The 20275-nt window shown below is 58.5% G+C and carries 16 protein-coding genes; 13 read left to right on the top strand and 3 right to left on the bottom strand.

What is annotated here, in order from left to right; translation table 11 throughout:
• Positions 1 to 172: 172 nt before the first annotated feature.
• Entirely contained in the window at positions 173 to 3331 is a 3159-nt protein-coding gene (locus tag BI347_RS22445; RefSeq protein ID WP_083338651.1) for an SIR2 family protein, read from the top strand.
• 751 nt (positions 3332 to 4082) lie between these two features.
• Positions 4083 to 5003: a tyrosine-type recombinase/integrase gene (locus tag BI347_RS02600; protein WP_083338650.1), complete on the top strand. Its 921-nt coding sequence runs from the start codon at positions 4083 to 4085 to the stop codon at positions 5001 to 5003.
• Between the two features lie 392 nt (positions 5004 to 5395).
• On the opposite strand, the gene BI347_RS02590 is transcribed toward BI347_RS02600, so the two are convergent.
• Positions 5396 to 5767: a hypothetical protein gene (locus BI347_RS02590; protein WP_071115227.1), complete on the bottom strand. Its 372-nt coding sequence runs from the start codon at positions 5765 to 5767 to the stop codon at positions 5396 to 5398.
• A 144-nt stretch (positions 5768 to 5911) separates the two neighbouring features.
• Here BI347_RS02590 and BI347_RS22440 point away from each other — a divergent pair, with 144 nt between their 5' ends.
• From BI347_RS22440 to ndhC, 4 genes are all read left to right on the top strand, one after another.
• A complete protein-coding gene (locus BI347_RS22440; protein WP_083338649.1) occupies positions 5912 to 6445 on the top strand; it encodes a WbuC family cupin fold metalloprotein in 534 nt (177 codons plus the stop codon).
• Positions 6405 to 7157, top strand: a complete 753-nt coding sequence (locus BI347_RS02585; RefSeq protein ID WP_071111361.1) for a helix-turn-helix transcriptional regulator — start codon at positions 6405 to 6407, stop codon at positions 7155 to 7157. The genes BI347_RS22440 and BI347_RS02585 overlap by 41 nt, the downstream gene beginning before the upstream one ends.
• Before the next feature lie 439 nt (positions 7158 to 7596).
• Positions 7597 to 7923 carry a hypothetical protein gene (locus BI347_RS02580; RefSeq protein WP_071111362.1) on the top strand — a complete coding sequence of 109 codons (327 nt, stop codon included), beginning with the start codon at positions 7597 to 7599 and terminating at the stop codon, positions 7921 to 7923.
• Between the two features lie 539 nt (positions 7924 to 8462).
• Complete coding sequence (gene ndhC / locus BI347_RS02575; RefSeq protein WP_071111363.1) at positions 8463 to 8822, top strand: NADH-quinone oxidoreductase subunit A; 360 nt, start codon at positions 8463 to 8465, stop codon at positions 8820 to 8822.
• A 51-nt stretch (positions 8823 to 8873) separates the two neighbouring features.
• Here the strand turns inward: ndhC and mgtE are convergent, their stop codons facing one another.
• Positions 8874 to 10247, bottom strand: coding sequence for a magnesium transporter (gene mgtE / locus BI347_RS02570; RefSeq protein ID WP_071111364.1), 1374 nt, complete (start codon positions 10245 to 10247; stop codon positions 8874 to 8876).
• Between the two features lie 924 nt (positions 10248 to 11171).
• On the opposite strand from mgtE, the gene BI347_RS02565 reads away from it, so the two are divergent.
• The 7 genes from BI347_RS02565 to BI347_RS02535 all read left to right on the top strand — a co-directional run bounded on the left by BI347_RS02565 (position 11172) and on the right by BI347_RS02535 (position 18509).
• Positions 11172 to 12011, top strand: coding sequence for a hypothetical protein (locus tag BI347_RS02565; protein WP_071115226.1), 840 nt, complete (start codon positions 11172 to 11174; stop codon positions 12009 to 12011).
• Positions 12008 to 12463 (top strand): hypothetical protein, encoded by a 456-nt coding sequence (locus BI347_RS02560; RefSeq protein ID WP_071111366.1) that lies wholly within the window; start codon positions 12008 to 12010, stop codon positions 12461 to 12463. Before BI347_RS02565 ends, BI347_RS02560 begins: the two co-directional genes overlap by 4 nt.
• Positions 12464 to 12524: 61 nt before the next feature.
• Positions 12525 to 13442, top strand: coding sequence for a bestrophin family protein (locus BI347_RS02555; protein WP_071111367.1), 918 nt, complete (start codon positions 12525 to 12527; stop codon positions 13440 to 13442).
• An 82-nt stretch (positions 13443 to 13524) separates the two neighbouring features.
• Positions 13525 to 15267, top strand: a complete 1743-nt coding sequence (locus BI347_RS02550; protein WP_071115225.1) for an ABC transporter transmembrane domain-containing protein — start codon at positions 13525 to 13527, stop codon at positions 15265 to 15267.
• Complete coding sequence (locus BI347_RS02545; protein WP_071115224.1) at positions 15257 to 17017, top strand: ABC transporter ATP-binding protein; 1761 nt, start codon at positions 15257 to 15259, stop codon at positions 17015 to 17017. Before BI347_RS02550 ends, BI347_RS02545 begins: the two co-directional genes overlap by 11 nt.
• Before the next feature lie 21 nt (positions 17018 to 17038).
• On the top strand, positions 17039 to 17719 hold the full coding sequence (locus tag BI347_RS02540; RefSeq protein ID WP_071111370.1) for a hypothetical protein: 681 nt from the start codon (positions 17039 to 17041) through the stop codon (positions 17717 to 17719).
• Position 17720: 1 nt separating this feature from the next.
• Positions 17721 to 18509 carry a TatD family hydrolase gene (locus tag BI347_RS02535; RefSeq protein WP_071111371.1) on the top strand — a complete coding sequence of 263 codons (789 nt, stop codon included), beginning with the start codon at positions 17721 to 17723 and terminating at the stop codon, positions 18507 to 18509.
• Between the two features lie 67 nt (positions 18510 to 18576).
• Here BI347_RS02535 and BI347_RS02530 read toward each other — a convergent pair whose 3' ends face one another.
• Complete coding sequence (locus BI347_RS02530) at positions 18577 to 20208, bottom strand: methyl-accepting chemotaxis protein (protein ID WP_071111372.1); 1632 nt, start codon at positions 20206 to 20208, stop codon at positions 18577 to 18579.
• Positions 20209 to 20275 lie beyond the last annotated feature (67 nt).

Genomic DNA, 20275 nt, shown 5'->3' with positions numbered 1-20275 from the left:
ACAAACCGTGGATGGAAATCTATTACAAGACAATGACTTAGGGTCCAAACCACGGTTTCGGGGGGATTTTAGGTGTGTGTACCTGGCTGGCCTAGTGGAAAACTGCAGTTTCCAATCGGCAGAGATAATTCATCTAAATCTGAAAACTAGGCTGTCATAAAAAAGGAAAGCCATGGCAAGCAACATACCAGCCCCGATAAAGTCCGCGATAGAAAGCGGCCATGCGATTCTTTTTCTGGGTGCAGGAGCATCATATGATGCTTTGCTTTCCGGCAAACCTACTCGCATATATGCGGATACGGTAAGGGACACTCTATCAGACAAGTTCCTCGGCGGTGCACATAAGAAGCTTTCATTGATGGCGGTCGCGGACTTTGCGCGGAGCGAAGCCTCGCTTAACAAAGTTCAACAATGTATTCGGGATTTGTTTCTTAACCTTAATCCGGCAGACTTCCATCTCAAGATACCAACCTTCAGATGGAAGGCCATCGTAAGTACGAACTACGACTTAGTCATTGAACGAGCATATAGTCAGTGCCCTGAACGCCTCCAAGAACTCATGCCAGTGACTCGGGATGGCGATGACCTGGAGGTAGCTTTATCTGCCCAAAACACAGTTCCGTATCTAAAACTCCATGGATGTATCAACAACTACAATGAACCAAACACTACAATAGTGCTCGACTCAAACGAGTACGCGAAATTCAAGAAGGGACGAGAGAATCTCGTCAAGACTTTTACAGAGTGGGCAATGCAGTCGCCCATAATCTTCTGCGGCTATAGCCTTAGTGATGAAAACATCAAAGAAATTCTATTTGACATCGGTGACGCAAGCCAAAATCGTGACCAATACCTCTATGTCGACATTGCGTTTGACGAAATTCAGACTAGATACTGGCTGCAAAGGCGAATAGTTCCTTTTCAAAATACTTTTGCGGGATTCCTCACTCATATAGATGGTGAGATTCCGAAAGCAAATAGAAAGCTAGCATCTCTCTTTAGCAATAAAAGCCTTTCCATCTCAAAATGGATTCCATCACATGCCAAACCCTCAGACGCCCTTGCACAATATCTAAATGAAGAGCTAATTCATGTACTCCCGACAAAGTCAAGTACCAACTCTACAAATGCCAAGGACTTTTACTGCGGATTAGATATTAGCTTTGGCCCCATTTATGCTGGTTTCGATGTTCGGCGTGCAATAACAGACACAATATTGGAACGGGCCGTCCTGGACACAATAGCCAGTACAAAACCTAAACTTTTCTTGATCAAGGGCTACGCAGGAGCAGGCAAATCAGTTCTTGCCAAACGCATAGCAATAGAAGCAAGTGATCTTCTCGACACACCGCTTGTCATTTCGTTACGGGAAGGTGCCATACTCCGAAACAAGCTCCTGATTGAGTTGCAACAACTTGTTCAAGACCGCCTCTTTGTATTCGTCGACGACATTGTAGAGCACTCGGATTCTTTTAGAATCTTGATTGAATCCATTTTCAATTCCGATATTCCCATCACCATAGTTGCTTGCATTAGGACCAACGAGCTAAACATCTACGGCCGGGCCCTTCAAAATAGAGTTACAAGGGACTTCGAATTACAGGATCTTGAAAGAAATGAAGCCCTTCAACTTCTAGATAAACTGGCGACTGCACGGGTCCTCGGCAATCTCGAGCAATATAGCCTCTCTGACCGTGAATTATTTATTCAAAAATTTTATGACCATCAGCTACTTGTGGCCTTGCACGAGTTAACTTATGGAGGCACTTTCGAGCAGATAATTGTCAATGAATTTGAAAATATTCTCCCTCGCGAGGCCCAGCAGCTATACCTAGACATCTGTACACTACACCAGTGCGGCGTTGGTGTTCGTGCTGGACTACTATCACGTATCACCGGCTATCCAATTGTTGAACTCGATAGAATGCTGAATGGACCTCTTTCCAGAGTTATCCGCTCGAATTATGACAGAAGGTATCGCGACAACGTCTACTCTAGCCGCCACTCAGAGATTGCGAGAATGGTGTTTTCGCTCGCTATTAAAGACCCAAAAATGCGAGCTCACCAACTTGTGCGAATGCTATCCAAAATAGATTTGGACTATTCAAGCGACAAAAAGGCATTCTTCGAACTTATCCGAGGGAAGAAGCTTGCCGAGATGTTTGACAAGAAGGAGCTTGCTCTAGAAGTATTCGCCGCGGCACAGGAAACTTCAGCACCTCAAGGCTTTATTGCACACCAGCGTGCAATTCTTGAATTGAACCATCCGACGGGACATCTTGATATTGCCCTCGAATACCTTCGAGAAGCAGAAAGACACAATCAGGACTCTGGATATCGTGATGCCAGCCTCCAGCACACGAAGGCAAATCTACTTAGAAAAAAAGCACTCAGCGCCAAAACGCAGCTTGAAAGGGAACGATATAGAGGGGAAGCAAGAGGAATTCTAAAGGCACAGATTGGCCGACGTGATAATTCTTACCCCGAACACCTTTACGGGCAGATTTTGCTCGATGAGATCAAAGATTATTTTTCAAAAAATCAGCACGCATCTGGTCAAGATAACAATTCATCAAGAGAATCCAACGAGCCAATTGTTCGCGTGATAAATGAATTGACGTATTTGATTGACGAGAGCTTGAAGAGAAGCCCTGGGGATGGTCCTTTAACGCTGCTTCGCTCTGAATTCTTACGGCGTATTGGTGAGCATCCTCGTGCTCTATTGGTACTTGAATCGTTTCACAAGGACAATCCGAATAACACGTCCATTAGTCGCGTGCTTGCAGAGGCCCTTTCAACCTCAAGTGACCTTGAGCGAGGTATTGAAATACTCAAGTCTACCATCTTATTAGCACCAGGCGACACCGGAGTAAATTTGGTCCTCGCTAAGCTATTGATGTGGCAAGACGAGCAAAAAAATGCAACTTCCATTCTGTCATATCTCCGCCGAAGCTTTTCAGATGGCGACACTCATTATGAAGCACGAATGTTGTATGGCAGGGCGTGCCTCCTCTACGGTGATGTCAAACGCGGAAAGGCTGAGTTTGAAGCTCTTCGAAGTGTGTATATTGAAAACAAAGATAAACCTAACTATACAGTAGCACTACCCAATAATTGCCCTAAGCGCTATGAAGGATCAGTCGTCAAAAGGGAAGCAGGATACGCTTTCATTGACTCACCTGAACTAAAATTCCACACGTTCTTCAAGGCATCGAACATTGTTAATGGGGTTTGGAGCTCAATTGACCGAGGCGTGGCAGTGGAATTTTCACTAGCATTTAACTACCGCGGTCCCATTGCAATTGATATTGATATTCTTAGTGCAAAATGAGAAAAGTCGTAGATATATTGCCCTTATCGAATCTTAGCTACCAGAGCACTCACTGGTAGCACCTAAAACTAAATGGGCACCAAAGTATGAGCGTGTACCATCAGGTTTGTACCCCATCTGATTTGCAACATGTGCTCAGCCAGTCATGTAGCGGCCATCTGCTCAAAGAAAGATGGTAAGGATTCAGCACTGGGGGCATTGCTGGGGGAATTATTAAATTTAACCAAAGAAAAATACATTAAATATCAATGGATTGAAATAACAATTCAATTCCTGTCGGAACGATGAAATGGCTTCACAAAATTAAACTAAATAAATTCAATACATTAGAGAATCAATTCGATCTCTTCAAAGACTACCGACCTTCACACCGTCTTGAGTCCAATCAAGCTGACTTTGACCAAAGACGCATCAATGTTGGTACATTTGTTGGTATTTAATTTTTAAAATAAAAAATACTTCAATAGTTTCAATGAATTGAATGACGTTTTCGAGAGAGACTCTGACCAGCGATCACTCCAAGAGAGTCCGAGAAGTACCAGGAAACCCGCACAGCACAAGGCTTTGCGGGTTTTTTGTTGTCTATTTCCGTCCGGACTCATCCGGCCAGATCCAGCATTTTTGTGTATAGAACCGTGTATAGATGCCAACGCAGGGCTAAAATCTATACACACCCTCCTCAGAGGCCCGCAGCTCAAGGCTGCGCGCCCATCGCCACCAAGAGCGAATCTATACACAGGAATCTATGCACATGGCCCTGACCGACCTTGCCATCCGGCAAGCCAAGCCTCAAGACAAGCCCTATCAACTCGCCGACGGCGAAAGCCTCTATCTCGAAGTGTCCCCATCCGGCGGCAAGCTCTGGCGCTTCCGTTTTCGCTTTCAAGGCAAGGCCGGCATCCTCGCCCTGGGCAAATACCCCGCCGTCAGCCTGAGCGATGCGCGCCAGAAAGCCCATGAAGCGCGCGTACAGCTCGCCCAAGGCATCAATCCCAGCCAGGCCAAGAAAGAAGCCAAGGTTGTCGCCCAGATCGCGGCAACCAACGCTTTCGAGCTGGTCGCCAGAGAATGGCATGAGAAGCAGCTCGACCGCTGGACGCCAGATCATGCGCGGCGGGTGCTGGATTCGCTGGAAATTGACGCCTTCCCCGACCTGGGCAAGCTACCCGTACCCGATCTGACCGCCCCTCTCATCCTGAACACCATCCTCAAAATCGAAAAGCGCGGCGCAGTCGAAACCGCGCAACGGGTTTTGCAGCGCATCAGCGCCATCATCCGCTTTGCCATCCAAACAGGCAGGGCCACGGATAACCCTGCAGTCAACCTAGTAGGGGCGATACGCGCAAAGAAGGTAGAACACCGCCCAGCACTGCCACGCGGCGAGCTGCGCGAGTTCTACCGCCGTTTGGCGGCCGAACAACTCTATACCCCGACCCGCATTGCCATGCATCTACTGATGCTGACCTTTGTCCGTCCTGGCGAACTGCGCGCCGCGCGCTGGGAAGAATTTGACGAAGAGCGCGCGGAATGGCGCATCCCGGCCGAGCGCATGAAGATGCGCGAGCCTCACCTTGTACCGCTATCACGCCAGGCTCTGGAGCTGCTGAAGGAATTGCGACCGTTAACCGGCAGAAGCGCCTTGCACCAGCGACAACTCCGAGAGAGTCCGTGAAGTACCAGAAAACCCGCACAGCACAAGGCTTTGCGGTTTTTTTGTTGTCCATTTTGATCCGGTGGATTGGACTCTAAAGTCACATGCTACTCAATACCGGGGGACGTCGGGCGGGCCTCATCCAGCAGCAAGGCAGGGGTTAAAAACAAGATAGTCAAGAATAAAAACAAAGCCCGCTTACGCGGGCTTCTATTCCTCACACTTCTTCTTATTATCTCTTAAAAGCATCACGGATCAATGCCATATCTGCTTTACTAACCTTGTAACAGTCAATATCCACACCATCTAGTTCTTGGGGCTTAATGCAACTGGTGAACAACACAACCGTATCATTGCAGTCCTCCTCACTCACCAGCCTAAGACTCCTCACCCGCGAAAATTCGAGTACCATTTTAGTTAAGTTCCCAGCCAGGTGGCAGCTCCGGGTAGCTTATCCAGTAGCTCAAGCATTCTTTATCGAGCGTATCGCTCCACTGGTAGATACCGGCCCCTGTGTAATAGAGCACTGGTTTACGGTTGATGTAGGCGATAACAGCAGCTCTTGGCTGATAAAAGGGCGATGCAAGCATATCGCTAACCGACACCTCATCTATGCAGACCATATCTGAGATCTTGCCATGCTTCCGCTCACACGCATCAAGCTGGCACAGTTCGTCATCGGGCAATGATGAAACATGCTGCGAGACCACTTGCGCGAACAAATTCTTGAAAGACAACAGTCCTACACAGGAAGGGTGTTTATGCGCATATTCTTCTGGATTCATGGCAAAAAATTCCAATGAGCAAAGATGGCGGAATTTTATATGGTTTTAAAAAACTTTATGACGCAATAACAACTGTTCCCAATGGCATAAAAGTATGATATTTTAAGAGTATCGCCCCAAATAGTTCTAGAAAGAACAATTCGCATGCAGCCAATTCAATCTAAACTTATCAGCAATGACTACATCAAAGCTGTAATAGAAGAAAGCAAAAGGGCGCCTCGGAAGCGCATCCCGATACTCGTTCACAACAGCTACGACGAGATTCCACAGCGTTTCGTAAACTGCATGGCATCGGACTCCTACATCAAACCGCATAAGCATGAAAGTGATAACCAATGGGAACTGGTTACTTGGATATCGGGAGAAATGCTTGTCATCATCTTCGATGACTCAGGTAAGATATTGAATAAATTTGAAATGAGTCAGTGCAGCAATCGCGTGATAGAGATACAACGCAATCAGTATCACAGTTATGTCCCCCTGTCTGACTGTGCGTATCTTGAGATACGAAACTGTAATTTTATTTACGGGCGCCCGGAGGCGGATCGAACATTTGCCGATTGGGCACCGGACGAAGGTGGGGACGAAGTAAATGCCTTTGTCGCCTGGATTAAAGATGCAGATATTGGAAAGCGGTATGGACAAGACAGACAAGTACTTTCAGATCATAAACTATAGCCCGGTTCCTACATTCTGGAAGAATGCTGAACGATACTTCATGGGCTGTAATCAGAAGTTTTTAGACATGGTTGATATCGAAGATATCAATAGCCTTCTTGAAAAACGTGATATCAATCTACCTTGGGCACGCAATTGGGAGTTATTCGAGAGAGATGATAGGCAAGTCTTAGAAGCAGGACAAACGGTATCAAGGTTGGAACAGATTCCGTCTGGAGACGGTGAGGTCGTTTGGTCTGAAACCATCAAGCATCCCCTCATGCGAGATGGCGAGATCGTGGGACTTGTGGGCTTCTGTAAGGATGTAACAATTGAGCGGCGGTTGCAGGAGATAGAGCGCGAGAGAAGTATTGACAGACTACATTTGCAGTTAGCTGATTTGGTTGACAAATTCATGAACGAAGCGCAGCACACTAAGCTTTCTATCCTGGATCAACGTCTTGGTTTAAATCAGAAAAGTGACAGAATAAATAGAGAGCAAATCAGCCTGAGCAATCGAGAGCAAGAGATTATTTATTATCTTTCCATCTATAAGTCACCCAAAGAGATAGCAAGAATATTGTCTATAATTCATGACAAGGATATCTCAATTCGAGCAGTGCAAACAGCAATTAGCGATAGACTGTATGTAAAATTCGATGTAAACACGACAAGTCAATTATTAGAGCGTGCAACGGCATACGGTCTAATACCGCTTCGCATGCCTAGCTAAATTATTTTAAACAGCCAATGATTTGACTATTGCAATAATTATGAGGTGTTATCGCATCACTCAACTTTTAGCAATATGCCCCCAATTCTCTAGATGCGCATCACGGTTACCAGCATGCTAAACCGGTTACCGGCAATTTCCAAAAGCCCCATCAACCCAAGGTACCCTTCCTTTGGTTGACTCCCCTACCCGCCTTCCCCCCACAATCTTCCTGTGCTGTTCAATAGCGGCACCGGGTTTAGCAGCCTGAAGACACAGGTGGGCACCATCGCGCCAGCGATCATGCCTTCACGCCATGCGTGCGCCTTTTACCATGGCGCGCCGAGGTGGGAAGCCTACAGGCTGCCGGTCCGGTGTCCGGTCTGCTAACCCTGCCATGCGCCTGCTACCCCCGATTAGTAGCGGGGCAGCTGGCCTAACTCACACAGGAGGCCTCGCTATGCAGCGCCTCGCTTCATCCCTGCTTTTCCCCATCCCCCAAAATATCCTCAGCAGCCGGGCCAAGCTCAACGCTCCTCCCGACGCCCACCTTACCCTGGCCCATATCCAGCAACAGCTGCAATCGCTGCGCCTGAATTGCGCGCAAGCGCCCCAGCCCAAGCTGGAAAACACGGCGCGGCAATTGCTGGATCTGCATGATGCGCTGGGCGACGTACTCGACGATGGCGTGAAGGCGCTGGCCAGCGGCTGCGGAGCCACGCCGATGAGAAAGCGGTTCAGGCCAGCCGGCTGGCTTGCCTGCTGGAACCGCTGCAGGAGCAACTAGATCAGGCTTGCCGCCAAATAAGGAAGGTGCTGTAAACCTGGACCGGCGGGCATGGCCTTTCGCCGCGGCGGGCAAGCAGCCACGCGCGCGCATCCGCCATACCGCCCCTCGCCAAACAAGAACCGTACCAGCCGTAACAAAAAATAATGAAAACAGCTATTTAGGCCAGCTATAAAAGACCGATATAAAGCCAGCAGCTCCGATAATCTCACCGCGAGGAGATAAATAGCGGCAAACCCAGGCGCACCATTCGATCCAGAATATCGTTTGCTCGCGCCGCAGCCTTTCAACCATCCGCAGCTTCCACCCGACCGCGCCTTAGGCCAGGACCCCGGCGACGGCCACACTGCGAGACGGCAACAGGTTGCGACGCCAGATTGCCAGCGCCCAGCGCGCGACAACATCAACTCAGGCCATCCAGCGGATGGCCTTTGTTATTACGGCTGCGTTTTTACCAAACTTTTACCGTTTCCGCCGGCACTTGATAAGCTGCGGCGGTCTATTCCTGTTCCACCCCCTGCACAGGAGTAGACAGAAACATGCTGCAGAACTACTTTCCCATCTTGTTATTCATCTTGGTCGGGCTTTTGGTGGGCGTGCTGCCGCTGCTGCTGGGCAAGCTGCTGTCCCCCAACCGGCCGGACCCGGAAAAGCTCTCGTCCTACGAATGCGGCTTCTCTGCCTTTGAAGACGCGCGGATGCGCTTTGACGTCCGCTACTACCTGGTGGCCATCCTGTTCATCCTGTTCGATCTGGAAGTGGCGTTCATGATTCCGTGGGCAGTCACGCTGAAGGATGAGCTGGGCCTGTTCGGCCTGGGCGCGATGGCGGTGTTTCTAGGCATCCTCACCATAGGCTTTGTCTACGAATGGAAAAAGGGCGCGCTCAAGTGGAGTTGAGCGCGGAAGACAGGCCATCCCGGCCTGGGATGACCCGCTGCGCGCGGCGGGTCAGGCCAGCAGATGGCCCAGGAAGGCGTAGGCCAGGCCGAAGTAGATGAACACCCCCAGCATGTCCATGATGGAAGTGATCAAGGGCGAACTCAGCGTGGCCGGGTCGGTGCCCAGGCGCTTGGCCAGGAAGGGCAGCAGCGCGCCGATGACGCCGCCGGCCAGCGTGCACAGCATCATGCTCAGGCCCACCACCAGCAGAATGTCGCCACCCACGCCCTTGCTGAAATGCGACAGCACCATGTCCAGCACCGCCACCGCCACACCCAGCGCCGCCGCCACCGGCAGCTCGCGCTTGATGATGAACCACACGTCCTGCCAACGCAGCTTGAGCTGGCCCAGCGCCATCGAGCGGATCACCAGGGTGGCCGACTGGCTGCCGGCGTTGCCGCCCATGTCCACGATGGGAGCGATGAAGGCGGCCAGGATCACCGCATTGCTCAGCAGTTCTGCCTGGTGGGCGACAAAGGTGCTGGTGATGGCGCCGAACACCGTCAGGATCAGCAACCAGAACACCCGCACCGAGAACATGCGCCTGATGCTGGAATTCACCACGTCCAGATTGCCCCGGTCCAGCGGCGCGGCGCCGCCGAAGCTCGCCAGCCGGCCGGTGTCGTCCTCGCGTTCGATATCCATAGCGTCGTCTATCGCGACGATGCCTATCATGCGGCGGGCGTCGTCCAGCACCGGCAGCGCCAGCAATTCGTAGTGGCGGATCATGTCGGCGGCGCGGTGGCGCGCCCAGCCGGCCTCGGCATGTACCGGATTGTGCTGCATCAGCTCGGAAACATTAGCCTCCAGCGGGGAGAGCACCAGCTCGCGCAAGGTCAAGGTGCCCAACAGCTGGTGCTCGTGGCCCAGGATGTAGATCACTTCTATCTGCCGCGTGTCCTGCGCGCCGGCACGCAGCGCGGCCAATGCCTCCGCCACCGTCAGTTGCGGGGCGATGGCGGCGTAGTCGGAGCTGGTGACCGATCCCACCGTGTCTTCTCCATAGCTGGACAGCTTGAGGATGTCGTCGCGCACCATCTGGCCCAAAGCCAGCAACAGCCGGCTTTGCGCGGTCTGGCCCAGCCGTTTGTAGAGGTCGGCGCGCACGTCGGACGGCAGGCGCTCGAATATCGCCACCACCACCTGCTGCGGCAGCCGTTGCAGCAGTTCGTCCTGGCTCTCCGACGGCAGCAGAGCCAGCACCTCGGCCGCCAGTTTGGGCCGCATCGCCTGCAACAGGCTGGACACCGCCTCCGGCGGATGCGCCATCAGCGCTTCCACCACGTCGGCCAGCGGCAACGCGCGGGTCAGGCGGTCGAAGGCGTCGCCGTCAAAAGCGCGCAGCTGGGCGCGGAGCGAAACTTGCAGTTGTTCTTGATTCATTACGGCGTCCTCTGCTGAAGCGGGCGGCACGTCCATATCGGCGGACGCGCCGGGAAGAAATGGCGAGGCGCGACGGCGCAAGTCGTCAGGCGCAGCCGGCCACACCGCCTTGGCAAATAAAAGGCGATGCCATTGCATTCCGATTTTTAAAACGGGCAATTAAGGTATGGAATAACCCGCTTTATCGGCGCATTGAATCCAGATTCAAAACGGGCAATAAGAAAAATCGGGCAGGCTATTCAAATGCGGTGTCGGCGGCGCGCTGGGCGGCCCCGCCATCCGGGCGGGATCAGTCGCGTAGGCGCGCCGGCCGGCACGGTCGAGGTTCTGGCTCTTCGGGCATGACAGCCTCCGTGTGGCGGAATGATGGACAGCAGCCCGAAGGCATGCTGGTTTGATGCAAAACGACAAGGAATGGCGGATCGATCAAGCATGCGCTGACGCGCATGGCGGGCCCGTATGGGCGGAATACTGGAGGGGAAGCGGGCAAGCCTGAAACGGCCCTGGGCAACCACATCCTGGCTTTGCAGGACGCGGCAGAGAAAATCAGTTCTGCGGAATCCGGCAAAGCGACATTGCAATCGTAGATCGACTACTGTCGTCGTTGTGCACGATGAACCTTTGCTTTATCAATGATGGCGCAGACTATAAACCAGCGCAGGCGGTGAATCAAACCTTGTAATAGCGGTTTTACATTTTTCCAATCCGGCAAATGAATTGGCAATCAAAACCATCAAATACAATGACGAGGTTATTTTCGGCCAGATCAAAATAACCGGCCATGCATGTTTATTGCAATACGCAGGGAGTGCTTTAGCGGAACTCGGCCGCGGTCTGCCTTCCTGCTTGCACTTCGGCCATTTTCGGTGTGGTATGATTGCCGACATAAAATGACGATGCTATAAAATTTCCCAGGGAGTCAGCGTGAAATTCCTTGCCGCAGCCGGCGCTCGGTTCGCCATCGCGGGTCTGGCGCTCGTGTTGTCCGCCATACCCGCCACCGCCGCCATTGCCGACAGCTTCACCCGTCCCACCGCCGTCTTCAGCCACGGCGTGACGGTTTTCGAGCAGCAGCGCCAGCTGGCGCCCAAAGCCAGCCTGCGCTACCGGGTGCTGGCGGCCGGCGGACACGGCGCCGCCGTGGAAGTGTCTTTGTGGATGAAGGGCTCCGCCGGCAGAACCATGCTGCAGCTGGGACAAGACTCCAGCTTCAACCCCACCGGCTTGTCCGCCGGGCAAAGCATTGTGGCCATCCCGCGCGGGCCTGCCGCACAGCTCGCCTGGCGGCCGGACATCCGCACCCAGGGCCTGCCGCCAGGAAGTCGCCGCCTGGGCGACCTGCGGCTGGAATGTCTGGTGGACCTGAAAAGCGGACTCAACCAGTTGGGCGACCACGACAGCTGCCAGCCCAAGAACCGCAAGGCCAACTGCCTGGAGGAAATGGAGGACTGCCTGCGCGGCGCATCGCTGGCGCTGCTTGACCAGTTGAACCAATTCAGCCGGCTGCAGGTGGAAAAGAGCCCTTATCAGACCAAGCCCTTCCACTACCTGTTCATCGCCGATCAGCCGGTATTTTCCATCCAGCTGGCGCACGGCGAACAACGGCTCACCCTGCCCGCCGTCTGGCTGTACGGCAGCGTGCTGCAACCCAGCCCCTTCTTCGCCTGGCAATACCCGCGCGAATACCTGTATTCGCTGCCGCTGGACTCCGCCGACTGGCCGGATGACACGCTGGTGATTTTCGACAATATGGCCAAATCATGACGACGATTTTCCGCCGCGCCGCCACTACCCGCCGCAGATGCGCGCTGGCCTGCGCGATGCTGCTCGGCCTGAGCGCCTGCGCCACCGTGGGCAACGGCAAGCTGCAGGATACCGACGGCGCCAAAATCACCGCCCTGCTGAGCCGAGAGCCGGCCGGCCGCCAGCCGCTGCAGGCGCTGCTGGGCAAGCCGGACGACAGCATACCCTTCGGCAATGGCCGCGAGCTGTGGGTTTACCGCTCCGACAAATACACGCCCAAGGCGCAGAACTTCACCGATCTGGGCATCTGGCTGCGCGCGCAGAACCATCAGATCAAGGAACTGGTGGTGCTATTCGACCGCAATGGCCGCGTACTGCAATGGCGGTTGAGCGAAGACAGCCGCGACGAGAACACCGGCCTGATCAACCAGCCGCTGACCCTGCCGGCGCCATCGGCCGCCGACGGCGGATAGACACAGTCAATACGCGGATATTTGTGTACCATTCAGCATCTCCGTCTGATGCCGCCGCGCCATGATAGTCCGCAACATCCCCTCGTGGTTCCGCCTGCTGTTCGTCTGGCACGGCTCGGTGCTGCCGCGCATCCTGCCGCGGCTGTTGCTGGTTTTCGCACTGGCGGTCATCGCATCCGCCATCCGCCACTGGTGGCTGCACAGCCTGGCCGACTCGTCGCTGAGCATCCCCACCTTCACCCTGCTGGGCGTGTCGCTGGCCATCTTCCTGGGCTTTCGCAACTCGGTCAGCTACGACCGCTTCTGGGAGGCGCGCAAGCTGTGGGGCAGCCTGGTCATCACCAGCCGCTCGCTGGCGCGGCAAATGATCTCGCTGGCCGGCCGCGGCGCCGACAGCCGGCGGTTCGTCGATGGCTGCTGCGCCTTCGCCTACGCGCTCAAGGCGCAACTGCGGGGCGAGCCGGCCGATGCCCACCTGGCACGGCTGCTGCCCCCGGAAGTCAACCAGACCATCGCCGCCGGCCGCTTCCGCCCGGCGCTGATCCTGCTGTGGCTGGGCGAACAGGCGCAACGGATGCAGCGCGAGGGCAAGCTCAGCGAGTTGCAGTGGCACGCGCTGGACCGCAACCTGAACACGCTGTCGGAAATCCTCGGCGGCTGCGAACGCATCGCCGGCACCCCCATCCCCTTTACCTACCGGGTGCTGCTCAACCGCACCGTCACCCTGTACTGCCTGCTGCTGCCGGCCGGGCTGGTTAGCAGCATAGGCTGGCTGACGCCGCCGATCGCGGTGTTCATCGCCTACACCTATTTCGCGCTGGAGCAGATAGCCGAGGAGTTGGAAGAACCGTTCGGCACCGTGGGCAACGACCTGCCGCTCTCCACCCTGTGCCACGGCATCGAATCGTCGCTGCGCGAGATGCAGGGCCTGCCGCTGGAAGTGGCGCCGCCGCCGCGTCATGGAATCTACCTGCACTAGTCACAATCCCTGGCTGGCAATGACAATGGCCTTTGCTTAGAATGTGCACTCTAAAACCGCCAGCCCCAACCAAGACCCGCCCATGAATCTTTCCCGCCTGCTGTTTTCCTTCGTCCGGCGCCATATGCGCTCCTACCTGCTGGCCGCGCTGATGCTGGCCGCGGTGGCGGCGCTAACCGTGATGATCCCGCGCGAAGTGGGCCATATCGTCGACGCGCTGGTGGCCCGCAAGCTGGGCGGCGAAGCGCTGCTATGGGAACTGGCCAAGCTGCTGGGCATGGGCCTGGCCATCTATTTCCTGCGGGTGGGCTGGCGACTGCAGCTGTTTTCCACCTCCTACCAGCTGGGCGTGGAGCTGCGCACCCGGCTGTACCGCCAGCTATCGCGCCAGGGGCCGGGCTTTTTCCAGCAGCAGCGCACCGGCGACCTGATGGCGCGCGCCACCAACGACATCGATTCGGTGGAGATGGCCGCAGGCGAAGCGATGCTGGCCGGTTTCGACGGCATGCTCACTCTGGTGCTGGTGCTGGCGATGATGACGCTGGGCGTGGACTGGAAGCTGGCGCTGGCGGCGCTGCTGCCCTTCCCGCTGATGGCGCTGGGCTTCGCCCGCATCTCCGAACACATCCACCAGTCCTGGGGCCGGGCGCTCACCAGCTTCGGCCAGCTCAACGACCATGTGCAAGAAACCCTCACCGGCGTGCGCACCCTGCGCGCGCTGGGCCTGGAGGCGAGCAACGACGCCGAGCTGTCGCGGCTGGCGGCGGAGGCCTCCGACCACAGCTTCGAGGCGCAGCGCTGGGAAGCCGCCTTCGAGCCGGTGGTGGGCGCCACCCTGGTGAGCGCCACCGTGATCACGCTGGCCGTCGGCGGCTATCTGGTATGGCACGGCCAACTGAGCATAGGCGCGCTCACCAGCTTCAGCATGTATCTGGTGCAGCTGATCTGGCCGATGTTCGCCGCCGGCTGGGTATTGTCGCTGCTGCAGCGCGGCAGCGCCGCCTGGCAGCGGCTGCAACCGGTGCTGGACGCCGAACCCTCGGTACCCGACCTGGGCGAGGCTGCACAGCTGTCGCCGGGCCTGCTGGCCTTCGACCAGCTCACCTTCCATTACCCGGGCGATGCCCAGCCGGCGCTGCGCCAGTTGGACATCCGGCTGCCGGTGGGCCACACGCTGGGCGTGGTCGGCCCCACCGGCAGCGGCAAATCCACGCTGCTGAAATTGCTGATGCGGCAATACCCGCTGCAGCAGGGCGCCATCCGCTGGAACGGCGGCGACGTCGCCGACTACACGCTGGCCACGCTGCGCGGCTCCATCAGCTGGGTGCCGCAGGAAGCTTTCCTGTTTTCCGCCAGCGTGGCGGAAAACATCGCGTTGGCGCGGCCGGAAGCCGGCCAGGAAGACATCGAGCGCGTGGCGCGGCTGGCGGCGGTGCACGACGACATCCTGCGCCTGCCGCTGGGCTACGCCACGCCGGTAGGCGAGAAGGGCGTGGCGCTGTCCGGCGGCCAACGCCAACGCCTGGCCATCGCCCGCGCGCTGCTGGCCGACGCGCCGCTGCTGCTGCTGGACGACGCGCTGTCCGCGGTGGACACCCAGACCGAAAGCCAGATTCTGCAGCACCTGCGCGCCGCCCGGCAGGGCCGCGGCGTGATCATCGTCAGCCACCGCTTGTCGGCGGTGGCCGACGCCCACCATATCGTGGTGCTGCAAAACGGCCACATCAGCGAACAGGGCAGCCATGACGCCCTCCTGGCGCAAAACGGCTGGTACGCCAGCCAGTGGCGCTATCAACAACTGGAGGCCAGCCTGGATGAAATCTGACGCCAATCCCGTGAACCGCAGCGACGCGCTGCAACTGCTGCGCGAAGCCGCCCGCCCCGACCTGCGCCATCTGAAGCTGGGCGCCTTCTGGTTATTGATCGCCGCCTTGCTGGAGGCCGCCGGGCCGCTGCTGGGCAAGATATTCATCGACAGCTACCTGCTGCCGCGCCAGCTGGACTTGCCGGCGATGAGCGGCCTGCTGGCGACCGTGCTGCTGCTGGGCCTGGCCGCCGCAGCGCTGCGCTACCTGCAGCTGACGCGGCTGGCCGGCGTGGCGATGCGTTCGGTGCTGCGCCTGCGCGAGCAGGTGTACCGCCATGTGATCCGCCTGCCGATGCCCTTCTTCGACAAGGCCATCACCGGCCAGCTGGTCAGCCGCGTCACCAACGATACCGAGTCGGTCAAGGCGCTGTACGTGCAGGCGCTGTTCGTTATCCTCAACAGCAGCATCGTGGTGCTGGGCGCGCTGGCGGCGATGGCTTGGCTGGATTGGCGGCTGATGCTGGTTTCCTTGCTGCTGTTTCCAGCCACCTTCGCCATCGTCTGGCTGTACCAGCGGCTGAGCGCGCCGTCGGTGGCGCGCGCCCGCGCGTTGCGCAGCGACATCAACGCCCAGATGGCGGAATCCATCGCCGGCATCGGCGTGCTGCAGGCCAGCAACGCCGAAGGCCGCTTCGTCCAGCGCTTCGACGACGTCAACCAGCGCTACTACCGCGCCCGCCTGCGCGAACTCACCGCCAACGCCTGGCTGCTGCGCCCGGCGCTGGACCTGCTCAACGTGTTGCTGCTGACGGTGGTGATCTACAGCTTTGGCCTGCGCGAGCTGGGCGGCATGGAAATTGGCGTGCTGTACGCCTTTGTCGGCTACATCGGCCGGGTGGTGGAGCCGCTGATCCAGATCACACTGCAGTTCGGCCAGCTGCAGCAGGCGGTGGTGGCCGCCTCGCGAGTCAGCCAGCTGCTGCAGGAGCCGCTGGCCGCCATGCCGGAAGAAAAAGGCCGGATCGGCGCCGGCGCGGTGAGCTTCAGCCGACTGCGCTTCGGCTACCAGCCCGACCATCCGGTACTGCACGAGCTGTCGCTGGACATCCCGGCCGGCAGCTTCATCGGCATCGTCGGCCACACCGGCAGCGGCAAGTCGACGCTATTGTCGCTACTGCTGCGCTTCTACCAGCCGCAGCAGGGCGAAATCACCATAGATGGCCAACCGCTGGACGAGATAGGCGACGCCGCCTTCCGCGCCGGCATCGGCCTGGTGCCGCAAGACCCGTTCCTGCTGGCGTCCAGCGCCCGCGACAACATAGACATGGGCCGCAGCCTCAGCCAGCAGGAAATCGAAACCGCCGCCCGCGCCGCCGGCGTGCACGAGCTGATCCTGTCGCTGGAGAACGGCTACGACAGCAATATGGGCGAAAGCGGCGCGCGGCTGTCCAGCGGCCAGAAGCAGCTGATCGCCATCGCCCGCGCGCTGGCCGGCCAGCCGCGCATCCTGCTGCTAGACGAAGCCACCTCGCACATCGACAGCGCCACCGAGCAGCTGGTGCAGCAGGCGCTGAGCCGGCTGGCCGGCAAGATCACGCTGATCTCCATCGCCCACCGCCTGTCCACCATCCGCGACGCCGACCGCATCGTGGTGCTGAACCATGGCCGCATCGCCGAAACCGGCACGCACGAAGAGCTGATGCTGCAAGGCGGCATCTACCAGCGCCTCTACCTGCTGCAACAGATGCAGCCGGAAAGCGTAGACTAGGGCCCGTTAACGGGAGACTTGATGAGCCTGATGAAATTCCTGGCCGCAGCCTGCGCGCTGCTGGCCACCCTGCCCTGCCGCGCCGACGACGGCAAGGACCTCGACCTGTCGATCAGCACCGAGCTGATGACGCGGCAGACCAGCTACGGCAACTCGTCCCGGCTGCAGCCCAGCGTGGACATGCAATACCGCACCCGCTTCGGCGCGCTGTACATCCAGGACGGCGAAGGCGGCTGGGCGCTGCCGGCGCCGGCCGGCTGGGTGTCGCTGGGCGTGGCCAGCGAGCCGATCTGGAGCCTGGGCGGCGGCGTGTCGCAAAGCATGGGCGTGGCCCGCTACGGCTTCGACCTGCCCAAGGACGGCAGCCTGTCCTTCGGCTACGCCGACCGCATCGGCGACCAGCACCCCGGCCACCTGCTGGTGGCCAGCCTGGACGCGCCGCTCTTCGACTGGCGCGGCCAGAAGTTCAGCCTGCTGGGCTGGGCCAGCCTGGCCAACCAGACGCGCCGGCTGTCGCTGGGCCACAGCGACGACGGCGCCGGCTGGCAGCTGGAGCAGAGCAATCTGCTGCTGGTGATGTCGCATCCGCTGGGACAGCGCTGGACGCTGGATGTCGGCGCCGGCAGCCGCTGGGCGGCGGAAAACACCGGCAGCCACACCGCCGGCTGGCAAACGCTGCTGGGCTTTACCTGGAAACTGTGAGATGCGCTTCGACGCCCTGCCGCCGCCAGGCTGCCTGATAGACAGCCACTGCCATCTGGACGCGCCGGAACTGGCGCATGATCTGGACGGCGTGGTGGCGCGCGCGCGCGCCGCCGGCGTCGGCCAGCTGCTGGTGCCGGCGGTGGCGGCGGACAATTTCGCCGCGGTGCTGGCGATGCGCGAGCGCTACGGCTGCTGGATCGCCTTCGGCCTGCATCCCATTTACCTGGAGCGGCATCTGGACGACCACCTGGTGCAGCTGGATGCCGCGCTGGCCGCCCATGCGCCGGTCGCCGTCGGCGAAATCGGCCTGGACTTCTACCTGCCCCAGCTGGACCCGGCGCAGCAGGAGGCCCTGCTGGCGGAGCAGCTGAAACTGGCGCGCAAGCACGGCCTGCCGGTAGTGCTGCATGTGCGCCGCTCGGCCGACCGGGTGCTCAAGCATTTGCGCGAGCAGAAAGTGGAAGGCGGCATCGCCCACGCCTTCAACGGCAGCGAACAGCAGGCGCAGGCCTTCATCCGCCAGGGCTTCAGGCTGGGCTTCGGCGGCGCGATGACCTACAGCGGCTCGCGCCGCATCCGCGCGCTGGCGGCCGCGCTGCCACTGGCAAGCCTGGTGCTGGAAACCGACGCGCCGGACATCCGCCCGGAATACGCGCAGGACGTGCCCAACGAACCGGCGCAACTGGCCCGCTTCGTCGAGGTGTTGGCCGAATTGCGCGGCATCGAACAAGGCGAGCTGCGACGGGCGCTGCGCGCCAACACGCTGGCAGCGCTGGCGTTGCAATGACCGCCTGATCAATGAAAAGCCCCGGCATCCGGCCGGGGCGTTCGTTTTACGCGTCTTCCGTCTGTGTTCAGGTGCGGAAACGCTGCAGGCAGCCGTCCAACTCGTGCGACAGCGATTGCAGCTCGGACGCCAGCGTGCTGGCCTCGTTGGCCGCCTGGGTGGTCTGGCCGTTCATCTGCGCAATCTGCTCGACATTGCGGGCGACCAGCTGGCTGGCCAGGCTCTGCTCCTTGATGGCGCTGGAAATGTCGCTGATGCGCTCCACCGACTGTCCGGCCAGATCGCGGATCTGCTGCAACGCGTCGGCCACGCTGGAAGCGCTGACCACCCCGCTCTCGGTGCGGTTGTTGGCCTGCTGCATACTCTGGTAGGCGCGCTGGGTATCGGCCAGCACGCCGTCGATATGGCTGGAGATTTCAGTGGTGGCCTGGCTGGTGCGCTCGGCCAGCTTGCGCACCTCGTCCGCCACCACCGCGAAGCCGCGGCCCATTTCGCCGGCGCGCGCCGCCTCGATCGCCGCGTTCAGCGCCAGCAGATTGGTCTGGTCGGCGATGTCGTGGATCACCCGCACGATGTCGCCGATATCGGCGGAACGCTGGTTGAGGCCTTCCATCACGGCGGCGGTCTCGGTGATGCTGCTGGCGATCTGGCGGATTTCGCCGGCCGCCTTCTGCGCCAGCTCGTTGCCGGCCGTCGCCTGCTCCATGGTCAAGCGCGCCTGGCGCTCGACGTCCTGGGTGCTGTCGGCCACCAGATTGATGCTGACCGACATCTGCTCGATCGCCGCCGCGCCGCTGGAGGCCGCCTCCGATTGATGGGCCGACGCCGACGACACGTGCTCGCTGACATTGCTCAGCTGGTTGGCCGCCTTGGCCAGGCTGGTGGAGTGGCCTTGCGACTCCACCACCACCGCGCGCACCGTGTCCACCAGCTTGGTCAGCGATCCCGCGACATTGCCCAGCTCGTTCTGGCCGAAATCGGGCAGCTGCAGCTTGAGGTTGCGCTGGTCGGCCAGCTCGTGGCTGGCGTCGCGCATCTGCAGCAGCGGCTGGCGGATCGAGGCGATGATGAACCATGCCACCAGGATGCCGGCCAGCAGCGCGATGACGATTTCCGTCAGCAGCTGATTGCGCACCCCGGCGGCGGTGGCGTCGATCTGGTCGTCCAGTTGGCCCACCGCGTCGGCGGCCACCTTGCCCAGGCCCTCGCTGACGCCTTCCATCTGGTGGATATTGTCCTTGTACTGCTCCAGCATCTTGTTGGCGTCGGCGGTGGCGGTGACCCGCTTGCCCTCCACCATGCCGGACACCTTGCCGACGCCGTCGGCATAGCCGGCCAGCAGCGTGGACAGCTTGGCGAGCTGCTGAGAGGCATCGTCATTGAGCGGATGGCTGCCCGCCTGCTGGATCGCCTTTTGCGCGTCGGCTTGGGCGCCCTTCCATTTGCCCATGTAGTCGGCGCGCTTGGCGTCGTCGGCGATATTGATGAAGTAGTCTTTTTCGAAGCGCCGCAGATTGCCCATGGCGCGCTGCAACTGGACGATGTCGGTGTAGAACACCAGGTCGTGCGAGCTGACCTCCTCCACCCGTTTGGAAATCTTGCTCAGCCCGAGCTGAGTCAGCAAGCCGGTGCAAATCAGAGCCGCAAGCAACAAGCCGAAACCCAGGGTGATCCTGGCCGCGATAGACAAATTCCGCATGGTATTTCCCCATACCCGATGAGATTGAATCTGGCCGGGCTGAGCCCGATCCGTTTTAGTGCTGCGA

Origin of the sequence: Chromobacterium sphagni, assembly GCF_001855575.1 — a bacterium.
Lineage (GTDB): Bacteria > Pseudomonadota > Gammaproteobacteria > Burkholderiales > Chromobacteriaceae > Chromobacterium > Chromobacterium sphagni.
This window is presented reverse-complemented; position numbering and strand designations above follow the sequence as displayed.

Excerpts from the sequence above, each read along its gene's own strand:
- BI347_RS22445 (WP_083338651.1), top strand. The coding sequence starts at position 173 with ATGGCAAGCAACATACCAGCCCCGATAAAGTCCGCGATAGAAAGCGGC.
- BI347_RS02600 (WP_083338650.1), top strand. The coding sequence starts at position 4,083 with ATGGCCCTGACCGACCTTGCCATCCGGCAAGCCAAGCCTCAAGACAAG.
- BI347_RS02590 (WP_071115227.1), bottom strand. The coding sequence starts at position 5,767 with ATGAATCCAGAAGAATATGCGCATAAACACCCTTCCTGTGTAGGACTG.
- BI347_RS22440 (WP_083338649.1), top strand. The coding sequence starts at position 5,912 with ATGCAGCCAATTCAATCTAAACTTATCAGCAATGACTACATCAAAGCT.
- BI347_RS02585 (WP_071111361.1), top strand. The coding sequence starts at position 6,405 with ATGGACAAGACAGACAAGTACTTTCAGATCATAAACTATAGCCCGGTT.
- BI347_RS02580 (WP_071111362.1), top strand. The coding sequence starts at position 7,597 with ATGCAGCGCCTCGCTTCATCCCTGCTTTTCCCCATCCCCCAAAATATC.
- ndhC (WP_071111363.1), top strand. The coding sequence starts at position 8,463 with ATGCTGCAGAACTACTTTCCCATCTTGTTATTCATCTTGGTCGGGCTT.
- mgtE (WP_071111364.1), bottom strand. The coding sequence starts at position 10,247 with ATGAATCAAGAACAACTGCAAGTTTCGCTCCGCGCCCAGCTGCGCGCT.
- BI347_RS02560 (WP_071111366.1), top strand. The coding sequence starts at position 12,008 with ATGACGACGATTTTCCGCCGCGCCGCCACTACCCGCCGCAGATGCGCG.
- BI347_RS02555 (WP_071111367.1), top strand. The coding sequence starts at position 12,525 with ATGATAGTCCGCAACATCCCCTCGTGGTTCCGCCTGCTGTTCGTCTGG.
- BI347_RS02550 (WP_071115225.1), top strand. The coding sequence starts at position 13,525 with ATGAATCTTTCCCGCCTGCTGTTTTCCTTCGTCCGGCGCCATATGCGC.
- BI347_RS02545 (WP_071115224.1), top strand. The coding sequence starts at position 15,257 with ATGAAATCTGACGCCAATCCCGTGAACCGCAGCGACGCGCTGCAACTG.
- BI347_RS02540 (WP_071111370.1), top strand. The coding sequence starts at position 17,039 with ATGAGCCTGATGAAATTCCTGGCCGCAGCCTGCGCGCTGCTGGCCACC.
- BI347_RS02535 (WP_071111371.1), top strand. The coding sequence starts at position 17,721 with ATGCGCTTCGACGCCCTGCCGCCGCCAGGCTGCCTGATAGACAGCCAC.
- BI347_RS02530 (WP_071111372.1), bottom strand. The coding sequence starts at position 20,208 with ATGCGGAATTTGTCTATCGCGGCCAGGATCACCCTGGGTTTCGGCTTG.